Origin of the sequence: Desulfosporosinus sp. HMP52 (genome assembly GCF_000765145.1) — a bacterium.
Taxonomy (GTDB): domain Bacteria; phylum Bacillota; class Desulfitobacteriia; order Desulfitobacteriales; family Desulfitobacteriaceae; genus Desulfosporosinus.
The window spans coordinates 29,460-48,785 of record NZ_JMGA01000017.1 but is presented as its reverse complement, the minus strand read 5'-3'; the positions used below and the strand labels follow the sequence as shown (position 1 = coordinate 48,785).

17 protein-coding genes are annotated in these 19,326 nt (G+C 42.3%); 15 read left to right on the top strand and 2 right to left on the bottom strand.

Annotation, left to right across the window (positions count from 1 at the left end; all coding sequences use genetic code 11):
* The first annotated feature begins 12 nt into the window (after positions 1–12).
* From DP73_RS06480 to DP73_RS06420, 13 genes are all read left to right on the top strand, one after another.
* Positions 13–315 carry a 4Fe-4S dicluster domain-containing protein gene (locus DP73_RS06480; RefSeq protein WP_034598358.1) on the top strand — a complete coding sequence of 101 codons (303 nt, stop codon included), beginning with the start codon at positions 13–15 and terminating at the stop codon, positions 313–315.
* A gap of 44 nt (positions 316–359) precedes the next feature.
* Entirely contained in the window at positions 360–953 is a 594-nt protein-coding gene (locus tag DP73_RS06475; RefSeq protein WP_034598356.1) for a hypothetical protein, read from the top strand.
* Positions 954–964: 11 nt separating this feature from the next.
* Positions 965–1,162 (top strand): hypothetical protein, encoded by a 198-nt coding sequence (locus DP73_RS06470; protein WP_034598354.1) that lies wholly within the window; start codon positions 965–967, stop codon positions 1,160–1,162.
* Positions 1,163–1,203: 41 nt separating this feature from the next.
* Positions 1,204–1,602, top strand: a complete 399-nt coding sequence (locus DP73_RS06465; protein WP_034598353.1) for a MaoC family dehydratase N-terminal domain-containing protein — start codon at positions 1,204–1,206, stop codon at positions 1,600–1,602.
* The gene (locus DP73_RS06460) at positions 1,599–2,003 is read left to right on the top strand and encodes a MaoC/PaaZ C-terminal domain-containing protein (protein ID WP_034598351.1); all 405 of its coding nucleotides are present in this window, start codon (positions 1,599–1,601) and stop codon (positions 2,001–2,003) included. Before DP73_RS06465 ends, DP73_RS06460 begins: the two co-directional genes overlap by 4 nt.
* A 218-nt stretch (positions 2,004–2,221) precedes the next feature.
* A complete protein-coding gene (locus DP73_RS06455; protein WP_034598350.1) occupies positions 2,222–3,616 on the top strand; it encodes a sigma-54-dependent Fis family transcriptional regulator in 1,395 nt (464 codons plus the stop codon).
* A 375-nt stretch (positions 3,617–3,991) separates the two neighbouring features.
* Positions 3,992–4,771 carry an enoyl-CoA hydratase-related protein gene (locus tag DP73_RS06450; protein WP_034598349.1) on the top strand — a complete coding sequence of 260 codons (780 nt, stop codon included), beginning with the start codon at positions 3,992–3,994 and terminating at the stop codon, positions 4,769–4,771.
* A gap of 89 nt (positions 4,772–4,860) precedes the next feature.
* Complete coding sequence (locus DP73_RS06445; RefSeq protein ID WP_034598346.1) at positions 4,861–6,339, top strand: 4-hydroxyphenylacetate 3-hydroxylase N-terminal domain-containing protein; 1,479 nt, start codon at positions 4,861–4,863, stop codon at positions 6,337–6,339.
* An 84-nt stretch (positions 6,340–6,423) separates the two neighbouring features.
* On the top strand, positions 6,424–8,238 hold the full coding sequence (locus DP73_RS06440) for an acyl-CoA dehydrogenase (RefSeq protein ID WP_034598345.1): 1,815 nt from the start codon (positions 6,424–6,426) through the stop codon (positions 8,236–8,238).
* Positions 8,239–8,329: 91 nt separating this feature from the next.
* Complete coding sequence (locus DP73_RS06435; RefSeq protein ID WP_034598343.1) at positions 8,330–9,196, top strand: 3-hydroxyacyl-CoA dehydrogenase family protein; 867 nt, start codon at positions 8,330–8,332, stop codon at positions 9,194–9,196.
* A gap of 39 nt (positions 9,197–9,235) precedes the next feature.
* On the top strand, positions 9,236–10,537 hold the full coding sequence (locus DP73_RS06430; RefSeq protein WP_034598342.1) for a DUF362 domain-containing protein: 1,302 nt from the start codon (positions 9,236–9,238) through the stop codon (positions 10,535–10,537).
* 64 nt (positions 10,538–10,601) lie between these two features.
* Positions 10,602–12,989: a 3-hydroxyacyl-CoA dehydrogenase/enoyl-CoA hydratase family protein gene (locus DP73_RS06425; protein ID WP_034598341.1), complete on the top strand. Its 2,388-nt coding sequence runs from the start codon at positions 10,602–10,604 to the stop codon at positions 12,987–12,989.
* 11 nt (positions 12,990–13,000) lie between these two features.
* Complete coding sequence (locus DP73_RS06420) at positions 13,001–14,158, top strand: acetyl-CoA C-acyltransferase (RefSeq protein ID WP_034598340.1); 1,158 nt, start codon at positions 13,001–13,003, stop codon at positions 14,156–14,158.
* 141 nt (positions 14,159–14,299) lie between these two features.
* Here the strand turns inward: DP73_RS06420 and DP73_RS23020 are convergent, their stop codons facing one another.
* Positions 14,300–14,641: a hypothetical protein gene (locus tag DP73_RS23020; RefSeq protein WP_128751386.1), complete on the bottom strand. Its 342-nt coding sequence runs from the start codon at positions 14,639–14,641 to the stop codon at positions 14,300–14,302.
* A 442-nt stretch (positions 14,642–15,083) separates the two neighbouring features.
* Between DP73_RS23020 and DP73_RS06410 the strand changes: the two genes are divergently transcribed.
* Positions 15,084–16,736 carry an AMP-binding protein gene (locus DP73_RS06410; RefSeq protein WP_034598338.1) on the top strand — a complete coding sequence of 551 codons (1,653 nt, stop codon included), beginning with the start codon at positions 15,084–15,086 and terminating at the stop codon, positions 16,734–16,736.
* Positions 16,737–16,947: 211 nt separating this feature from the next.
* Here the strand turns inward: DP73_RS06410 and DP73_RS06405 are convergent, their stop codons facing one another.
* Positions 16,948–18,555, bottom strand: coding sequence for a cell wall-binding repeat-containing protein (locus DP73_RS06405; RefSeq protein ID WP_034598336.1), 1,608 nt, complete (start codon positions 18,553–18,555; stop codon positions 16,948–16,950).
* A gap of 220 nt (positions 18,556–18,775) precedes the next feature.
* Here DP73_RS06405 and DP73_RS06400 point away from each other — a divergent pair, with 220 nt between their 5' ends.
* Complete coding sequence (locus DP73_RS06400) at positions 18,776–19,057, top strand: hypothetical protein (protein WP_034598335.1); 282 nt, start codon at positions 18,776–18,778, stop codon at positions 19,055–19,057.
* Positions 19,058–19,326 lie beyond the last annotated feature (269 nt).

The window sequence follows — 19,326 nt, the reverse complement described above, 5'->3', positions numbered from 1 at the left end:
AGGGACCTGTAAATGATTGCTCAAATCGGCATTGACTATAACTTATGTAAAGATCCCTTGAACTGTCGAAAGTGTTTAAGTGTATGTCCATCAGTGGTCTTCGTTTGCGGCCCTACAAAGGTCTGGAAGGGAAGAGAGAGTGATCCGAGTGAATATCGGATCGTAGGTCGTTATTTTGACAAATGTTCAGGGTGTGGCGACTGTGTGAAAGTGTGTCCTTTCAATGCTATACAGCTCAGTTTTGTCCCGCGTGATCAATTAGCTCAGAAATTCAAAGAGGAAAGAGCCGCTCAAATTAAAGAACGCAATTCTTAACATTCCCGGAACTAAAACTATGAATTTGAAGGGGAGTTTTTAGTATGGCTGTGGATTTTAAGGTCTTACAAAAAATAAAAGGCAACCCTAGCACTGAGGTAGCCCCTGAGCGAAGGTTAAAGATTAACCCCGGACAGGATTATGTCTATGATTTACCTAAGGAACTAATTTATGCCGTAAATAAAGAATTTCCTGTAGAAAGTCTTTTTAACTCGGATAAAGAAATCAGCGAGGATTTTCTTGAGGAACAGGGAAAGTCGTTTATGGCAGTCCTGATCAAAAACACAGATTCGGAAGCCTTCCGAGATCGGACTGCAGATATGATTGAACGAGTTGCTGAGCAAACCGGAATTCGTTTTCCTCACGTCTTTGAAAGATATGTAGAGCATGCAATTATAGTTCTGCGTCCACGAGATGCTTGGACTGTCACAGAAGCCACTACAAAGCAATTAAAGGTTCGCAGTTTTAACTGCTCTTTAGGAAAAAAGTTTGCTGAAAAGGGAATAAGCAATTGCCAGTCCTTCTGCTTCGCGGCTTATCAAGCAGCAGCAGAGAAGGTTGGAGTTCCAGTCTTCATGACTTGTAATAACGATGCTAACGACAGCGGGCTATGTGAACTCGCTTTTCAAAAGCAATAAGGAGGCCAACTGTGCACATCGGACATAACGCAGATGATCTGGATCATGAAAGTTTAGCTATGAGGCATCTAGGAGAGGGGATTCTCAAGGAGCGTGCCGGGTACCTTTATGAAGCTTTAAATGAGTATATGGTAGCCGGTGCCCTTGACCCAGACTCTGAATTTATTAAAGAAAAGCTTATTGAACTGAAAAGAAAGATGGGCCTTTAAAGAAATGGCTATACCTATTTAGCAAAGGTGGGCAGAGGAGTATGATTAATAAAGAATTAATCGGCCGCGAAAGTGAAGCAATAGCTTTAAAAATTAGACTTGAAGATGTACGTAGGTTTGCTGAAGCCATAGGAGTGCGGTTCGATGACCGTGTTCCTGCTACTTTTGTAGGAACATTGGTTCAAGCAAACATACCGGGAGTACAATTGCCGACTCCCGGTATGATTCACGGTGAGCAGAGAATAACATACTATCGACCGCTCAATGTGGGGGATAGCCTTACTTATAAGAAAAGCATCAAAGACGTTTACGAAGGTCGCGGCAAGTTGGGAAAGAACACCTTTCTCGTGCTTGAAACAACGGGGTATGATTTGACTGGGGAATTGGTGTTTTCCAGTAGTTCTGTCCTAATCCAGCCATCTAAGGAGGAAGGGGAATGAAAAGTCTACTAAATTATCAGGTTTCAGATCAACTGCCTGTCCGTGAATGGATCCCAAGCGATTTGCAAGTTCGTCAGTATGCCGAAGCTTCAGGGGATTTTAATCCTATTCATCTTGATGACGATTATGCACGCCAAGCAGGCTTAGAGGGAACAATTGTACACGGAATGTTAACTATGGCCCAAATGGCGGCTATGGTAACAGATTGGATTGGTGAAGAAGGAATTATCAGCAAATTCAATGTGCGTTTTGAAAAAATAGTACGACCGGGAGATATCATAACATGTTCTGGAAATATAAAAGTCCGCTCCGAAAACACCTTGGTTTGTAACTTAGAGGCCTTTAACAACCAACAGAAACGTGTTATGTCAGGACTAGCACATGTTTCACTCAGGCGATGAACGTTCATTTAAAACCCTTGTGTGCGGATTTGTATACACTTTAACAAATTAATGCCCCAGAAAACAAAAAAGACTTAGATTAGGTCTTTTTTGTATTTCTGGGGCATTATAATATATTATAATATTAAGAATATTTAAACTATTACCAAATTTTCCTTTACTTCAATTGGCTTACTCCTATATAATGATTACAAAATAAGTTTAAATGGGGGATAATCATGAGTGTCGGAGCCCATGCAGTCACAACCAGCGATTTTCCACGATGGGATAGAGAACTATTGTTCCAAATATTGGATAGTATTCATGATGTTGTGCTCGTTATTGATTCCGATACAACGATTGTTTATGCAAATGAGGCTTATGCAAAAATTCTCGGGGTACCTGTGGCCAAAGTATTAGGACGGAGATTAGATAAAATTGAGCCAAAAGCAGCAGCTATAGAGATATTACATACAGGTAAGGCAACCAGTGGCAGAGACTACTTAGAATCTTTAGGTATCGATGTAGTAGGCAGCTCCTTCCCTTTATATAATGGAGAAGTAATTATTGGTTGTGTTTCAACATTCAAGAATATAACAGAAGTTGTTCAATTAAACCGTGAACTTCAACAAACAAAAGGTTTGGCCGATTATTTAAAAGAGCAGTTAGAACAATGGGAACACCTGCCTCTATCTTTTAAAGAATATGTAGGACAAAATAGAAATGTAAAAGAGACCTTAATCTTGGCAGCTAAGGTTGCCCGCACGGATAGTACAGTATTAATCCGGGGTGAAAGTGGTGTTGGTAAGGAAGTATTAGCTAGAGCGGTACATAATAGCAGCCGTCGTAAAGATAAACCTCTGATTAAAGTAAATTGTGCAGCAATCCCGGAAGATCTCATCGAGAGTGAACTATTTGGCTATGAAGATGGAGCTTTTACTGGGGCAAAAAAAGGGGGTAAACTTGGTAAGTTTGAGCTGGCCCATGGAGGTACAATCTTTTTAGACGAAATTGGGGATATGAGCTATACAATGCAAGCAAAATTACTAAGAGTCTTGCAAGAGAAAGAGTTTGAAAGAGTCGGGGGAACTAAAACTATCAAGGTAGATATTCGGGTCATCGCGGCCACCAATCGAGATTTGGAAAGTATGATTAAACAAGGTGCTTTTCGACGAGATCTATATTATCGCTTAAATATTGTTCCCCTTAATCTAAATCCTTTACGAGAACGCAAAGATGACATCTTAGCACTCGCTAAAACATTTTTAGATCAGTTTGCCCGTGAGGTTGGGCATGAATTAACTCTCTCTCCCCAGGTTGTTGGTTTTTTCCAAGAGTATGACTGGCCGGGCAACATTCGAGAGTTGCAAAATGTTTTAGAGCACGCAAGTATAGTGTGCAGTGGCCTGACCATAGAGATGTATCATCTGCCAGGTCAAATATTACCAACGCATGAGGATCAATTAAAACAAAAAAAACCTTCTTCGGTTAAAGAAATTGTTGCTTCCGTTGAAAAAGAACTAATCCTCTCAGCCCTAGTAACGCATAAAAACAACCGTACGAAGGCAATGAAGGCTCTGGGCTATTCAAGGAGAGTATTTTACGATAAGTTACACAGATATGGTATAGACTAACAATGATTTGTACGTTTTACGCACGGTTTTAAAATCGAGAATAAAGCTTTGTACCAATTTCCATACAGATTATAAACCTCCAGTCAGGCAAATTTGCTTGACTGGAGGTTTATTTTACACTTGGCAGAAATAACTTGATAGTGCTGGTTTTTTTATGGGTAACCTTCTCCCCGTTTTAAGTCAAAAGGAACCCGACTATTGTTGGTTTTACTACTAAGTAAAGATTCCAGTGCGAATAACTTAATTGTTCAAAATTAGACTAATTTATGAGTTTGGTAAAATAAGTTTCTAATCAGGCATGATTTTTGCTAGTCTTGAATGTTGAGTCAGTATTCAGAAAATTTAAGGAAGTCATTCTTGTAGGGAGGTAATGAAATGGCTTATGAAACAATCCTTGTCGAAATAGAGGACGGCATTGCAATGCTTACGCTTAATCGTCCTGCGGTACTTAATGCTCTTAATGATCAAGTTTTCAGCGAACTTGCAGAAGCCGCTGCGAAGATTGCTAATGACCCATCTGTAAGGGTAATGATAATTACCGGTGGAGAGAAGGTGTTTGCAGCCGGTGCGGATATTGGGCAGATGGCTTCTGCTACCGCAGTTGAAGTGACAATTAGTGACAGACCTTCTCATCGAGCCCTCCAGATCATTGAAAATATGCCTCAGCCTGTTATTGCTGCCATTGCAGGATATGCTTTGGGGGGCGGGTGTGAACTGACCCTGGTAGCGGATGTGCGCATAGCAGCGGATAACGCCCAGTTTGGTTTGCCGGAAATAAAACTGGGCATTCTGCCGGGAGCAGGAGGAACACAACGTTTACCTCGTTTAATTGGTGCCGGTAGGGCAAAAGAACTTATATTTAGCGGCGATTTTATCAAAGCTGAGGAGGCCTTACGCATAGGTCTAGTCAATAAAGTTGTGCCTGCAGATCTGTTATTCTCTGAAGCTAAGAAAATGGCTAAGCGATTTGCCGATCGAGGGGCTGTGGCTTTACGCATGGCTAAATCTTCCGTGAATGAGGGGCTTAGAATGGATCTTGAAGCAGGGCTGCAGTATGAACATAAGTGTTTCAGCCTTCTTTTTGCAACTGAGGATCAAAAAGAAGGGATGAAAGCTTTTTTAGAAAAGAGACCGGCAAAATTTCTGGGCCGTTAGGGAATCTAGGATGAATGCTTAATAGGTTAGATTGTTTAGAAAAAATTATGTAGATTTAATACTAAGCCTAAATTGAAAGGGGTTTGAATATGAGGACTAGAGCTCAGTATATTGAGAGATTAGGAAAGATGAACAACAACCTCTATTGCAATGGACAGAAAATGGATAGGCTTGATGAGCGTCAAGAAGGAACGATTAATGTTATGGGCTTAACCTTTGATGCAGCTTGGGATCCGGCTAGTAAGGAACTATGTACTGCCACATCTCATCTTACCGGAGAAATTATTAATCGTTTTAACCATATTCATCAGAGCGTAGAGGATCTGCACAAAAAGCAAGATATGACTAGATTTATGTGTAATAAGGTGGGGCAGTGTATTCAAAGGTGCATGGGAATAGATGCTGCTAATGCCATTAATGCAGTTTCTTACGAAGCACAAAAGTCACCAAAGGCTAAAACCGCTTATCACGACAACTGGCTTAAGTGGTTGGAAAGGTTTCAGAGAGAGGATCTAGTCGCAAGCTGCGCCCAGACTGATGTTAAAGGTGCTCGTCTTAAACGACCGGCAGAACAGGATGATCCTGACATGTATGTGCACGTGGTAGAAGAAAGGAGCGACGGCATCATAGTTCGTGGTTCTAAGGTTCACATTTCTGAAGCCTCTATCTCTGATGAAATCCTGGTTGTTCCTAATCGGGCTCTCAAAAAGGGTGAAGAAGCTTATGCCTTGGCTTTTGCTGTGCCATCTGACTACGAAGGAATAAAGCAGGTTGTTCATATACACAATCCTCGTAAGCGTGACCATTATGAGAGGGGAATTGAGTATGGCTATACCGATTCTTATATCATCTTTGAGGATTGTTTCATTCCTTGGGAAAGAGTTTTCCTATGTGGGGAAGTTCAGCACGGAGGTATTGCTGCTCTTTTGTTTGCCTTGTTCCATCGGCATTCCTACTCCGGATGTAAGCCGGCCATGCTCGATTATGTCATCGGTCTAAGCGGTCTGGCAGCAGAAATTAATGGTATTGAGAATACGCCACATGTGCGTGAGATGTTATCGAAACTAATCATGACAGGAGAACTGGGTTATGCAGCAGGTTATACTGCTTCCGATTTTGGTAAGCCTGAAGTCTATATTCCAGGTGTTGGAGTTATGAAGTATGGGCCCGGCGGCTATATTCCAAATTCAATCTATGCCAATGTAGGCAGGTGTCTAACTGGAGAGGCAGTTTTCCATGAGCAAGAAATTCTCTGCAATATTGCTGGTGGTATGCCGGCAACCTTCCCTTATGAAAAAGACCTTGCAAATCCAGAGACCAAACAATTATTAGAAAAGTACCTTAACAGAAATCCGAAAATCCCCATTGAGGATCAAATTAAGTATTGGCTGAATTTTGTTGACTTTGGACTTTCCAGTTTTTCTGGGCCTACTCAATATGGTGCTTATCATGGTGGGGGATCGCCGATTATGGAGCAGATTGCTATCACATCCCAGTATGACCTAGAATCGAAAAAGGATATCGTGCGAGCTATTGCCGGTATGTCGCCAAGGCCTACAAAGAAATAATTCGAAGAAGATGTAAATTAATCACCATATTTGGATTCCTTAATAGAGGTACTAATTATTGTCTAACAGAGAGGGTGGATTTCCATGGCCAGTAATTTCCTTTTTAGTAATCGGGATCATAAATTTATCATCAAAGAGTGGTTGGATGGAGGTAAAATTCTTGGTTTAAAACGCTTTCAGGATTATCTGAGTATTGAGGATGTCGATGGAATTCTCGATCAGTCTTTAAAAGTGTGTAAAGAGGTTGTCGCTCCTACAAACGATGATGGTGACTCAATAGGAGCAATTTTCAAGGATGGAAAAGTAACTGTTCCGCCATCCTTTCATAAGGCCTACAAGTATATCCAAGAAAACGGGTGGGGGGCCAGCAATAGTGACGTAGAAGGAGAGGGTGCACTTCCGGAGATCCTAAACCAAGCTGTACGTGAGTTTATTATTGGTGCTAACCCGTCAATGTCCCCCTATATCGGCTTGAGTGGTGGTATTGGTTCAGTAATTAAAGCCTTTGGATCGCCGGAACAGATTGCCCTTTATACCCCAAAAATGTTCCAGGGGATTTGGGAAGGGACTATGTGTTTAACTGAACCTGGTGGTGGTTCTGATGTTGGGGATATGACCTCGAAAGCTTATCCTACAGAGGATCCCTTAATTTATAAGATGAAAGGCACAAAGTGTTTTATTACCGGCGGGGATCACGATCTCACTGAAAACATCATTCATTTAGTATTAGCTCGGGTCGATGGAGCGGCACCTGGCACAAAAGGTTTGTCCTTATTCATTGTACCCAAGATCTGGGTTAATGAAGACGGAAGTTTGGGAGAGTCCAATGACGTTTCTACAGTTGGAATTGAACACAAAATGGGTCTTAAGGGATCCTCGACAGCAGTGCTTAGTTTTGGAGAAGAAGGTCAATGTCGGGGTGTGTTATTAGGAAGCGCACCTGATGAGAGAGGTTTTGGACAGGGCATGGCCCAGATGTTTAAGATGATCAATGGATCACGGTTAGATACAGGACACAGCGCCCTGGCAGTGGCAACTGTAGCCTATAATAATTCCGTACATTACGCTAAAGAACGTGTTCAGGGGCGTCCCATTCACAATCCCAAAGGGGATAGAGTTCCTATCATTCAACATGAGGATATCCGTCGTATGTTGCTGACTCAAAAGGCAACCTTGGAAGCAATGAGAGCGATGATTTTTCAAGGTTACTTCTTTCAGGATTTAATTGAATTTGGAGATGATCCTGCTGATGTAGCTAAGGCAAAACGTTTCATTGAAGTTATAACCCCTCTTGTTAAAGCCTACTGCTCTGACCAAGGTTGGTTAATGATTACCGAAGCCATTCAAGTTTTAGGAGGGTACGGCTTCACGGAGGAGTATCCGGTGGCTCGTCAAGCAAGGGACGTGAAGATCTATTCAATTTGGGAAGGAACTAATTTCATTCAATCCATGGACTTAGTGGGACGTAAATGGAATCTGGATAAAGGAACCATCTTCAAAGAATGGATTATGGAAATAGCTGCTTTTGTGCAGGCAAACCAGAATCATGAAACTTTTGCCCGGGAGTTCCAGGTGCTGGGCAAAGCATTGTTGGCATATCAAGACTTGTTAGGTACAGTGTTAGGCTACTTCAAAGAAAATATCAGACTTGTTCCTTTGTACAGTACAAGAATTCTTAGGATTACTGCGGAACTGTATAGCGGTTATTTACTCATACAACAGGCAATTGTGGCGCAAACAAAACTAAACCAAGGCAATGATGATAAAGACTTCTATCAAGGGAAAGTACAGAGTGCCAGATTTTATATCTTAAATATTTTGCCTGATGTTATGGCGACTGTGAAGATTATCAAGGAAGCAGATACTTCGGCTATTGATATTCCGGAAGGGGCATTTTAATTGTTCGGGGTTTTTCGGTTCTAGTCCTCATGCAACATCTGAGAAGACAGTGTCTTCGAGTGACAGCCAAGTTTTCTTTAGGAGGGTAACAATGAGAATAGAGGATGTTAAGAAAATATGTGTCATTGGTGCAGGAAATATGGGGCATCAAATAGCTTTGAGTGCAGCATTAGCTGGCTTTAAGGTCAGTTGTACGGATATTAGCCTCCAAATGCTTCAAAAAGCCGAAGAATTTGCTCGCACCTATTTGCCGGAGCGAGTTAGCAAAGGCAAATTAACTCAACAAATGGCAGACCAAGGATTGTCCAATATTTCCTTTACCCAAAGCCTTGAAGAAGCAGCGGGAGATGCAGATTTTGTCATTGAGGCTGCCGTGGAGATGATCAATGTAAAGCGAAAGCTCTTTGCAGACTTAGACAGGATTACACCTCCTCAGGCTATTTTGGCAACCAACAGTTCCTTTATTGTTAGTTCTAAGATAGCAGATGCCACGAAACGGCCGGATAAAGTATGCAATATGCATTTCTTCAATCCTGCCCTTGTCATGAAGCTTGTTGAGGTAGTGCAAGGCCCACATACTTCTATGGAAACTGCACAGTTAACAATGGATTTATGCGAAAAAATGGGCAAGAATGGTGTTTTACTCAAGAAGGAGATTTATGGATTTTTAGTTAATCGAATCCTTGCAGCACTTCACCATGAGGCTCAGTTTCTGGCTGATATGGGGATTGCCACACCTGAGGAGATTGATGTGGCAGTAACCAATGCCTTAGGTCATCCCATGGGCCCTTTCCGTTTGCTGGATTTCACGGGCATAGACCTAGCTTATTATATCGGTATGGAAAGGTATCAAGAAACTCAAGATCCTAAAGATAAGCCGTCACCATTAATTGTAGAGAAGTTTGCTAAGGGAGAATGGGGTAGGAAGACGAAAAAGGGTTTTTATGCTTATGAGTGAACTGCCAACCAATCTTTTCAGAAGGAGAAGGTAGCTTCTATGATCAAAAAAGCGGTTTCTCTTGTTAAAGTAACGGATGTTTATGAATCTCTCCAAGAATGTCTGAGATTGTGCGATGGACTTACTGGTCTAAATACGAATGATAAGATCCTTATTAAACCGAACATCGTCAGTTGGGATTTTGATTTGCCTTTTCCTCCTTACGGTGTCATTACCACTAGTGCAGTGATGGGTGCGTTAGTTCGGATTTTGGCGGAGCATGGTTTTAATGATTTGACAATTGGTGAAGGCGCAGTTCTTACGTCAAAGCCCCAGGGAGATGCTGTTTATGACAGGATTGGATATAAAAAGTTACAAGAACGTTTCGGTGTTAAACTTGTGGACTTTAACCAAGCAGAATTTACAACATTAGACTACGGAGAAGGTTTAATACTTGATATTGCCAAATCTGCTTTGGAAGCAGACAAAATTATTAATGTACCGGTTTTAAAAACTCACAATATAGCAAAAGTGTCTTTGGGCATCAAAAATCTCAAAGGATGCCTCAATAAGAAGTCAAAACAGACTTGTCATGGTGTGGGTGATAAGGAACTAAGCAGCATGTTTCCTCGAATTATTGAAAAGTTACCCGTCGCCTTGACTATAATAGATGGCCTTTATACCTTAGAAAAAGGTCCCGGACCAACTGGAAAGGCGTTTAGAAAAGATCTCTTGATAGCGTCTCGTGATCCTTTTGCTTGTGATCTTGTAGGGTCGGCTGTCTTAGGCTATGAAGCGAAGGAGGTGATCCATCTAACCAATTATGCCCAACGTCACGGCTATAGTTTAGAACTGGCAGATTATGAGGTCAAAGGGGAAAGTGTTATAGATCATCAGGAATATGTGGACTACGATTGGGAATGGTCAGAAGATGACACCGGTCCTATCGGATTTCAAAAACGGGGAATAACTGGACTGTCAATTCGCAAGTATGACAGCAGTTTGTGCACAGGCTGTTCAGTTCAGTACAATCCAATGTTGATACTTTTCGGGTCAGCCTTTAAGGGCGAGCCTTTCCCTAACGTAGAGCTAGTCAGCGGCAAGCAGAAGATCGCCTCCAGCGGTTTTGACAAGACAGTTCTCTTTGGTAAGTGCGCTTGTCACTTGAATAAAGAGAATCCCAATATTAAGAAGGCTATCCAACTTTGGGGGTGTCCGCCTGACTTAGAAAAGTTCGTTGAGGCCTTGGATGAAGAGGGGATTAGGTGCGACTATAAAGAGTATGTGCGTTTTCGGCACTACTTGATAGATCGTTACAAAGAAACGGATGGTTTTAAGATTGGGGATTGGTCAGTTGAATAATTATGAACGTTCATAGGGAGGTAAAAAGATACCAGGAAACTCAAGAAATGAGAGGAGGATTTAAATGCAGATTCATAAAGTAGCGGTAATAGGATCAGGTGTCATGGGAAGTACGATTGCAGCACTTTTGGCTAATGCCGGGATTCCAAGCCTGTTACTGGATATTGTACCATCTAAGCTTTCAGCAAAGGATGAGACTGCAGGATTGACCCTTGAAGACCCTAAGGTTCGAAATAGCATTGCGCAAGGGAATAAAGGCAACTTGATAAAAATGAATCCCGCTCCACTTTTAGTACCGGAGTTTGCAGATCGTATAGAGGTAGGAAACCTAAGCGATGATTTAGGACGCTTAAATGAAGTGGATTGGGTCATTGAGGTTGTGGTCGAGCGCCTGGATATAAAGATTGATCTTTTCCAAAAGATTGCTGGGGTTGTTCGGCCGGGGACTATTGTTAGTTCAAATACTTCAGGGATTTCCCTAAAAGCAATGGTTGAGGGGCTTCCAGAGAGCTTTACAAATTATTTCTTGGGAACCCATTTCTTTAATCCGCCACGTTATATGAAACTACTGGAGATCATACCTGGCCCCAATACTGATCCCCAGGTTGTCAAATTCATTGTCGAGTTTGGAGAACGTGTCTTAGGTAAAGGGGTGGTTATGTGCAAGGATACCCCTAACTTTATTGCCAATCGCATCGGTGCTATAGGTTCACCGGTAATACTTAAGGAAATGCTTCGAACAGGATTAACTGTAGAGGAAGTCGATGCCTTAACCGGACCGGTTATGGGTCGTCCAAAGAGTGCCTCATTCCGCACCATAGATCTTGTTGGTTTGGATACTTTTATTCATTCAAACAATAATGTTGCCGAAGGTGTGCCTGGCGAAAAAGACAGTTTCATTCTGCCGGAGTTCATTCATACTATGTTGAAAAATGGTTGGTTAGGGGATAAGACCAAGCAGGGTTTTTACAAAAAGACTAAAGGGCCACAAGGAAAAGTCATTGAAGTCTTGGACATTAATACTTTGACCTATGGCCCACAGAAAAAGGTTCAATTTGCTTCCTTAGAAAAGGCAAAACAGGCTAAAGGGTTGCAGGAAAAGCTTCGTACCTTAGTTAATGGTGATGATGTGGGAGCAGAGTTTGCTTGGAATGTGTTGAAAGCATCCCTGCTTTATGCTGCTACTATCGTCAAGGATATAGCCGAGGATATTACTGCCATCGATCAAGCCATGAGGTGGGGCTATAACTGGGAAATGGGTCCCTTTGAATTGTGGGATGCCTTGGGAGTTAAAGCAATTGCTGATCGTATCCTCGCCGAAGGAGGCACAATTCCACCACTAGTGGATGAACTGCTTTCTAAAGGATATACAAGTTTTTATCAGAAGACGGAAGATGGACAGACCGCCTATTATGGGGATGGGAATTATCATCAAAAACCCATAAGCCCTTATGCCTTTTCCTTTAAACAAGCACATAAAGCCGGTAAGGTTATTATGGGGAACGCGGGAGCAAGCTTAATTGATCTTGAAGATGGAGTTGCTTGCTTAGAATTTCACTCCCCTAACAATTCTATTGGCGAAGATATCGTAACCATGATCCAAAAATCACTTCAAGAAGTTGAAAAGAATTACCTGGGTATGGTAATCGGAAATCAAGGAAAGAACTTCTGCGTGGGTGCGAATTTGATGCTTATTCTCATGGAAGCGGAAGAAGAAAATTGGGATCAAATTGACTTGATGATTCGTGCTTTACAGGATCAGACGATGGCTTTGAAATATGCTAAGAAACCTGTTGTTGCGGCTCCTTTTGGGATGACACTTGGTGGCGGCGCGGAAATTTGCTTGCACACTCACGCTATTCAAGCCTCTTCAGAAACCTATATGGGACTCGTGGAAATGGGGGTTGGCTTAATCCCCGGCGGCGGTGGAACCAAAGAAATGGCTGTAAGAGCAATGGAAGGTATTCTTCCCGGGATTCAAGTGGCACCAGATTATTTCTTTGCTAAGCGGTTTGAAGCAATTGCTATGGCCCAGGTCTCAACAAGTGCCGAAAAAGCCCGGCAGCTTGGATACTTGCGTGATCATGATCGTTATAGCATGAATTCTGAACATATAATTTTAGATGCTAAGGCCCGAGTGATTGATTTGGCACGAAACTTCAGGCCAAATCTGCCGAAGAAGGTTAAAATCGCTGGTCCCGGTGTTCGTGGTACTTTGGAGCTGGGCTTATATGGCATGCGCCAAGGAAACTATATCTCGGATTATGACCAGCATATGGGTAAAAAGCTTGCTTATGCTATGACCGGTGGAAATCGTCCTGCAGGAATGCTCGTTGACGAGCAATATCTCTTGGATCTTGAACGAGAAGCCTTTATGAGCTTACTAGGCGAAGCGAAGACCCAGGATCGTATTCGGCATATGCTCGCCAAAGGCAAGCCATTACGGAATTAGGGGGGAGAAGAATGCAAGAAGCCTTTATTGTACAAGCCAAACGAACTGCTATCGGAAAATCGGGGAAAGGATCCTTGGCCCAAGTCAGACCCGACGATTTAGGTGCTTATGTTATCCAGGACATCCTTAAAAGTGTACCGGCTCTTGATACCAAAGACATTGAAGATCTTGTTATTGGTTGTTCCTTTCCTGAAGCAGAACAGGGAATGAACGTTGCCAAAATTATGGCTTTGCGCACAGGTCTCCCAATTGATGTGTGCGGAGTAACGATTAATCGCTTTTGCTCATCAGGGCTGCAGGCTATTTCCATGGCAGCAGATCGAATTCGCTTGGGTGAAGCAGATGTTATGATTGGGGGAGGGATTGAGAGCATGTCCATGGTTCCCATGGGGGGGGCCAAACCTGCGCCGAATCCATATATGATCCTAAACTGCCCTGAAGCATATATTTCCATGGGCATTACTGCTGAGAATGTAGCGGTAAAGTACGAGGTGAGCCGTGAACAACAAGATGAGTTTGCAGCCGGAAGCCATAAGAAAGCCTGGGCTGCTCAAACCAGTGGGCGCTTTGATGATGAGATTGTGCACGTTCCATTGCCAACATGGGGAAAACCGGGAGAAAAATGGTTTAGCAAAGATGAGGGGATTCGCCCTGAAACCACGGTTGAGTCTTTGGCAAAATTAAGACCTGTTTTCAAGGCCGGTGGCTCTGTCACGGCTGGGAATTCTTCTCAGACCAGTGACGGAGCGGCAATGACTCTTTTGATGTCGGAACGGAAAGTTAAGGATTTAGGCATAAAACCTTTGGCTGTCTGGCGTGGATTTGCCGTGGCAGGTGTGGAACCGGAGCTTATGGGTATTGGCCCGATTAAGGCTATTCCTAAAGTTCTAAAACAAGTTGGATTAACCTTGGATCAAATTGATTTATTCGAACTGAACGAAGCTTTTGCGTCTCAATCACTGGCAATCTTAAAAACTCTGGGGATAGACCCTGCAAAAGTAAATGTTAATGGAGGGGCGATTGCTTTTGGGCATCCCCTCGGTTGTACTGGTGCAAAGCTTACCGCTACGCTGTTAAGTGAAATGACTAAGCGGAAGCTGAAATATGGTATGGTGACCATGTGTATCGGCGGCGGCATGGGGGCTGCCGGGGTTTACGAGTTACTATAGGGTTTGTGAAAGTAAGGGGTCTGTGAAAGTAAGGGTCAAATTGGGGTTTTGTGAAAGTAAGGGGCTAATTGCCCTGTTCACACACGTTACGTTCACTGGCTCGTTGGATGCTAAAGGAATTGCGCCAACCTCTAGGGGCGCTCAAGGGAGTGAACCTGGGCGCAATTGGCCTTCAGCATCGGCACTCGCTGTAGCGTGAACTTCACTAAAGTGTTCACTGTGCAATTGTCCCCTTAGTTTCTGGCGACTGGGCTGGGAACGTAGGAGTGTATAAGTGTATGTTTGGGGTTGTGAAAGTAAGGGGCAAATTAGGGTCTGTGAAAGTAAGGGTAAAATTGCCTGTTCACACACGTTACGTTCACTGGCTCGTTGGATGCTGAAGGAATTGCGCCAACCTCTGGGGCGCTCGGAGAAGTGAACCTGGTCGCAATTGGCCTTCAGCATCGGCACTCGCTTTAACGTGAACTTCACTAAAGTGTTCACTAAAGCAATTGTCCCCTTAGTTTCTGGCGACTGGGCTGGGAACGTAGGAGTGTATAAGTGTATGTTTGGGGTTGTGAAAGTAAGGGGCAAATTAGGGTCTGTGAAAGTAAGGGTAAAATTGTCCGTTCACACACGTTACGTATTACGGGCTCGTTAGATGCTGAAGGAATTGCGCCAACCTCTAGGGGCGCTCAAGGAAGTGAACCTTGGCGCAATATCCTCTTGATTTCTGGTTGATGGGTTGGAGACGGAGTAAGAGGAGGTAAAACCGGTGGGAGGCTGAGGCATAAGCAAAAAGGTGATATTTTTTTTGAGCAAATATATCAGAAAATTCTATAAATTAATTGTTTCATAGCATTATTATTTTACATTAAGCCTTAATTAAGTGATTACCCAAAATATTTCTAAGAGATGAACAAAGAAATTTGAGGAGGTAGTCAGCATGGATGAAGGTATGCGCAAAGAGTGGCCTGGAGATTTAGACCCTAAGTTAAACTATTCCAAGGGTCAGAAACCTTTACACGAGTATTTGAGAGATAATGCCCGCTTAAACCCTGAGAAGGTTGCTATTATTTGGTATGGGCGGGAGATTACTTATAAGGAATTAGATGATCTTAGCGAAGGGTTTGCGACTTATTTGTCAAAATCAGGAGTTAAGAAAGGGGAGCATGTTGCTCTGTTTCTTTCTAATAGTCCTCAGTACTTCATTGCGCATTACGGTATCCAGAAAATCGGGGCGGTTGTTGGCCCTTGCAGTCCATTATTTAAGGAGTGGGAGTTGGAGTATCAATTAAATGATATGCAAGCCAAGGTAATTGTTGCTGTTGACAGCGTATATGATGTTATAGCAAAGGTTCAATCCAAGACTAAAATCGAGCAAATCATTCTAACCAGTTACAGTGATTTTCTCCCTGAGAAACCGACGCTAAATGTCCCCGAAGAGTTTTTTCAACCTAAACCAGTCATATCAGGAGTTCAGGATATGCTGACGGTTATTAAAGGCGTGGAAGCTTTAAATTCTGTCGTAGAAGTTGATATGGAAGATGTTAGTCTGTTAATTTATACTTCTGGCACGACTGGTAAGCCAAAAGGAGCCATGCTTACGTATAAAAATGCACTCTTTAAGGCCGCTGCAGTGTCTCAAAGCAGCTCAATCATGGCAGAAGATGTCCTACTAACGGTGGTACCCCTTTATCATATCGCGGGAATGTTACTGGGGGTCAACTGCCCTATATATGCAAATGCCAGCATCGTGCTCCTATATCGATTTGACCCAATTGTTGTTTTACAAGCAATTGATTTGTATAAGTGTACCTGGTGGTATAGTGTTGCCCCAATGAATATTGCGGTAATGCAAGTGAAGAATGCCGGAGTGTATAATTTCACTTCGCTTAAAACATGTCGAGCCACAAGCTTCGGAATTACCCTGAATCAGGAGATCGCCCAGAAGTGGGCTGAGTTTACCGGAGGGTGTGGACTATGCGAAGGGGCCTATGGTTTAAGCGAAACTCATACTGCGGATACATTTATGCCTTCGAAAGCAGTAAAGTGGGGAACTCAAGGGATTCCAAACTATGAAACCAAGATGAAAATTATTGACCCCGAAACTGGCAAGGAAAGACCATCAGGAGAAATGGGGGAAATAGTCATCTCTAATCCAGGTGTATTTATGGGTTATTGGAATAAGCCTAAAGAAACAACTCAGACCTTGAGTAATGGATGGGTATACACCGGAGATATGGGGATATTAGATGAAGACAATTATCTTACCTTTTGTGGGCGGTTCAAAGAAATGATCAAGGTAAGTGGATACAGTGTGTTTCCTGAAGAAGTTGAAGCTATGTTAATCAGATATGAAGGGATTGCCCAAGTAGCCGTTACTGGAATTTCTGATGCTCAAAAAGGAGAAGTAGTCAAAGCTTATGTGGTAGTTAAACCTGATCAGCGTGCAAATATTACCGCTGAAAAAATTATTGAGTGGGCAAAACAAAAAATGGCACCCTATAAGGTGCCCCGACTCGTAGAATTTAGAGAATCTCTGCCGGCGACAGGAGCAGGAAAAGTTTTGCGAAGACTGTTAAAAGAGGAGCAGTAATTTTGAAAAAATCCCTGGAAAAACGCAAAACACCGAACACCCTTCAAGGGTGTCCGATAGGGATGTAGATTGCCCACTAAATCTCTTATGCGCGCGAGTTTGATCATTTTTTTTGGTTTCATCCTATTTCACACACATCAAAAAACACCCCTATCCGTAGAGTATAATTATACCATTGGATAGGGGTATTTCTGCTTTTGTCTATATAGCCTTAATAATACATGAAAAACGCCATGCCATCAGTGTTTTGCCCTGGATCACCAGTAGTGCTTCGCACATGGTAAACTTGACCACCGAATGATCTCGATTGATTATCGACGATATATGCATAATCATAGTTTCCGGGATTAACCCACCCCATAAATGTATAGGTATGGGAGTATCCTTTAGTGAAAACAATATCACCCGGCTTAAGATTGCCAATGTTTGTATCTTTTTTAAAACCAAGCTTTGTAAGCAAATTACTAAATTGAATGGTATTAGCCATAGAATTGCTAATATTAAAGCCTATTCTCCTCAAGGCTTCAGCTTGAAAATAAACACAGTTATTGATGGTTATCCCGCCATGAAGTGCTAAAGCCCTGTTGTGAACAGATACCTGATTATCTAAATTCAGCATATAGTAATACAGATTGTATCCTACGGTTGAATGAAAACTGCTATAAGGATAGTTATATTTGTAAGTGTTAATGTTGAACCAATAGTTTTTATTAGGTAACAGATTGACAGGTAAGCCGCCAAAATTCAACCTAGAATCAACCGTGGTGATATTAAATAGCGGCGATTGGCTTTGGCCATTTAACAGGTTAACCACATTATTAATGACTTCATCCGGTACAACAACCGACCCGCCCAGAGCGGTAACGTTTGGGGTTGCACCATTTTTATAGAGCTGCGATAAATACATAGCAATACTATCAGGTACCAATGGTGTGGAGGGGTCAATTAGTAGAATGGGGTCGCCATTTAAAGCCGCTAGTATAGTACCTGATAAGGCATCAGGATAGTTCAATCCTGACGCAATGTAGATTGTCTTTGGGTTGGCAGCTAATTGGCTATATGCTAATGAAGCTGTATCGAATCTAGTTTGTCCTGCAAATCGTGTGATTTTTGAATTAGGGGAAATCGATTTAATCTCATTTTCCACGGAGCCTGATACAACCGCAGTTCCGCCAGCGATATAAATGTTCTTTGGTTTATTGTTTGTTAGGTATTCTTGTGCTCCTTTTGGTAAGCTATTGGTTTGCGTCAATAGAATAGGTGAATTGGTTTGACTAGCAAAACTGGAAATAGCTAACGCATCGGGGAAATTTTGACCGCTGGCTATATAAACAGTATCACTCGTCGAGTTTAACTCGTTTACAATTAACTCATTCGTGTCGTACAGGTCTGCGCCACCCAGTCGTTTTATTTGATAACCTTGACTAGAAAGCACGCTATCAAAATCGCTCCCTATTACGCTAGTACCGCCGGTTATATATACTGTGCCTTGCGGTGGCAGATGGGCTTGAATATAATCTAGAGCTGCTTTAGATGTTTGGGTATTACGGTCAACCAATAAGATTGGAGCACTTAATTCATGGGCTAAAACACTGGCTGACAAAGCATCGGGAAAATCATTGCCGGAAGCTAGTACGACATTGCTAACCCTTTGATTAGAAAACTGATTCGCAATGGCAATTGAAGTTTCGTATCGATCTGAACCATAAAGGCGAGGATTAATGCTGATACTAGCCAGAGATAAAGTTGCTGTTGTTGCGATAAAAGTTGCCACTAATATGGGTACAATAGCTAATCTAATCAATTTACGATACTTCATCTCGGCCTCCTTTTTTCAGTACATCAATGTAGCGCATCAATCTGAAATTATTTGCCCTTTTTCGCACAGGGTTCTTCAAGTTTACCATAAACTTGGACGATTCTAACCTCGTAATTTTTTCCATCTTATCGGCATTATAAGGAGAAAAAATGTCAAAAGTCTTTGACTTGGCTTATTAACTTCTTGGCAAAGCAAAATAACCTAGCAGGGATTTTATCCGATGACTACCAGCCGTAAGACTCCATCTTCTATAAGTACGAAAGCATTCAGTGACGAAACCCGGGTGAGGGTTTCGCCCAAGCCGCCTACTCCAAAGAAAAGCATAACGGCGCAGGTTGCTTTCGCCGAACCGCAAACTAAACAGAACAACTTTAGCGGTGAGGATGAGATAACGGCTGATACGTCCCTGGATAAGTTCCTCTTAGCTTCAGATGGAGTAAGTATTCCTCTTAGGCAAACTCCATCTGAAGCTAAGAGTCACTTGATCCTAGCTAGGCTATAAGAAATTCACGCTATAATTACTTTTCTCGAATCTATTTGCATGGTTGAGACATGGAAAAAGGAAACTATACAATCAATTCGTAAAGTATACAGGATTCTTTGCTGATTTTATGGTCAATCCATGTTATAAACGGTTGAATCGTAAGGGTTCTTATGTTAAGTTTAAACAAACACACTAAGATGAATAATGTAGAGCAAAGGCGCTCAAAAAGAAAATTGTACTTCGGGGTTGAGGTACATTCTTTTAGAGTCGCTTTTTTGCTTTATATA

Bases quoted from the DNA above. Each gene is read 5' to 3' on its own strand.
- DP73_RS06480 (WP_034598358.1), top strand. From the start codon at position 13: ATGATTGCTCAAATCGGCATTGACTATAACTTATGTAAAGATCCCTTG.
- DP73_RS06475 (WP_034598356.1), top strand. From the start codon at position 360: ATGGCTGTGGATTTTAAGGTCTTACAAAAAATAAAAGGCAACCCTAGC.
- DP73_RS06465 (WP_034598353.1), top strand. From the start codon at position 1,204: ATGATTAATAAAGAATTAATCGGCCGCGAAAGTGAAGCAATAGCTTTA.
- DP73_RS06460 (WP_034598351.1), top strand. From the start codon at position 1,599: ATGAAAAGTCTACTAAATTATCAGGTTTCAGATCAACTGCCTGTCCGT.
- DP73_RS06455 (WP_034598350.1), top strand. From the start codon at position 2,222: ATGAGTGTCGGAGCCCATGCAGTCACAACCAGCGATTTTCCACGATGG.
- DP73_RS06450 (WP_034598349.1), top strand. From the start codon at position 3,992: ATGGCTTATGAAACAATCCTTGTCGAAATAGAGGACGGCATTGCAATG.
- DP73_RS06445 (WP_034598346.1), top strand. From the start codon at position 4,861: ATGAGGACTAGAGCTCAGTATATTGAGAGATTAGGAAAGATGAACAAC.
- DP73_RS06440 (WP_034598345.1), top strand. From the start codon at position 6,424: ATGGCCAGTAATTTCCTTTTTAGTAATCGGGATCATAAATTTATCATC.
- DP73_RS06435 (WP_034598343.1), top strand. From the start codon at position 8,330: ATGAGAATAGAGGATGTTAAGAAAATATGTGTCATTGGTGCAGGAAAT.
- DP73_RS06430 (WP_034598342.1), top strand. From the start codon at position 9,236: ATGATCAAAAAAGCGGTTTCTCTTGTTAAAGTAACGGATGTTTATGAA.
- DP73_RS06425 (WP_034598341.1), top strand. From the start codon at position 10,602: ATGCAGATTCATAAAGTAGCGGTAATAGGATCAGGTGTCATGGGAAGT.
- DP73_RS06420 (WP_034598340.1), top strand. From the start codon at position 13,001: ATGCAAGAAGCCTTTATTGTACAAGCCAAACGAACTGCTATCGGAAAA.
- DP73_RS06410 (WP_034598338.1), top strand. From the start codon at position 15,084: ATGGATGAAGGTATGCGCAAAGAGTGGCCTGGAGATTTAGACCCTAAG.
- DP73_RS06405 (WP_034598336.1), bottom strand. From the start codon at position 18,555: ATGAAGTATCGTAAATTGATTAGATTAGCTATTGTACCCATATTAGTG.
- DP73_RS06400 (WP_034598335.1), top strand. From the start codon at position 18,776: ATGACTACCAGCCGTAAGACTCCATCTTCTATAAGTACGAAAGCATTC.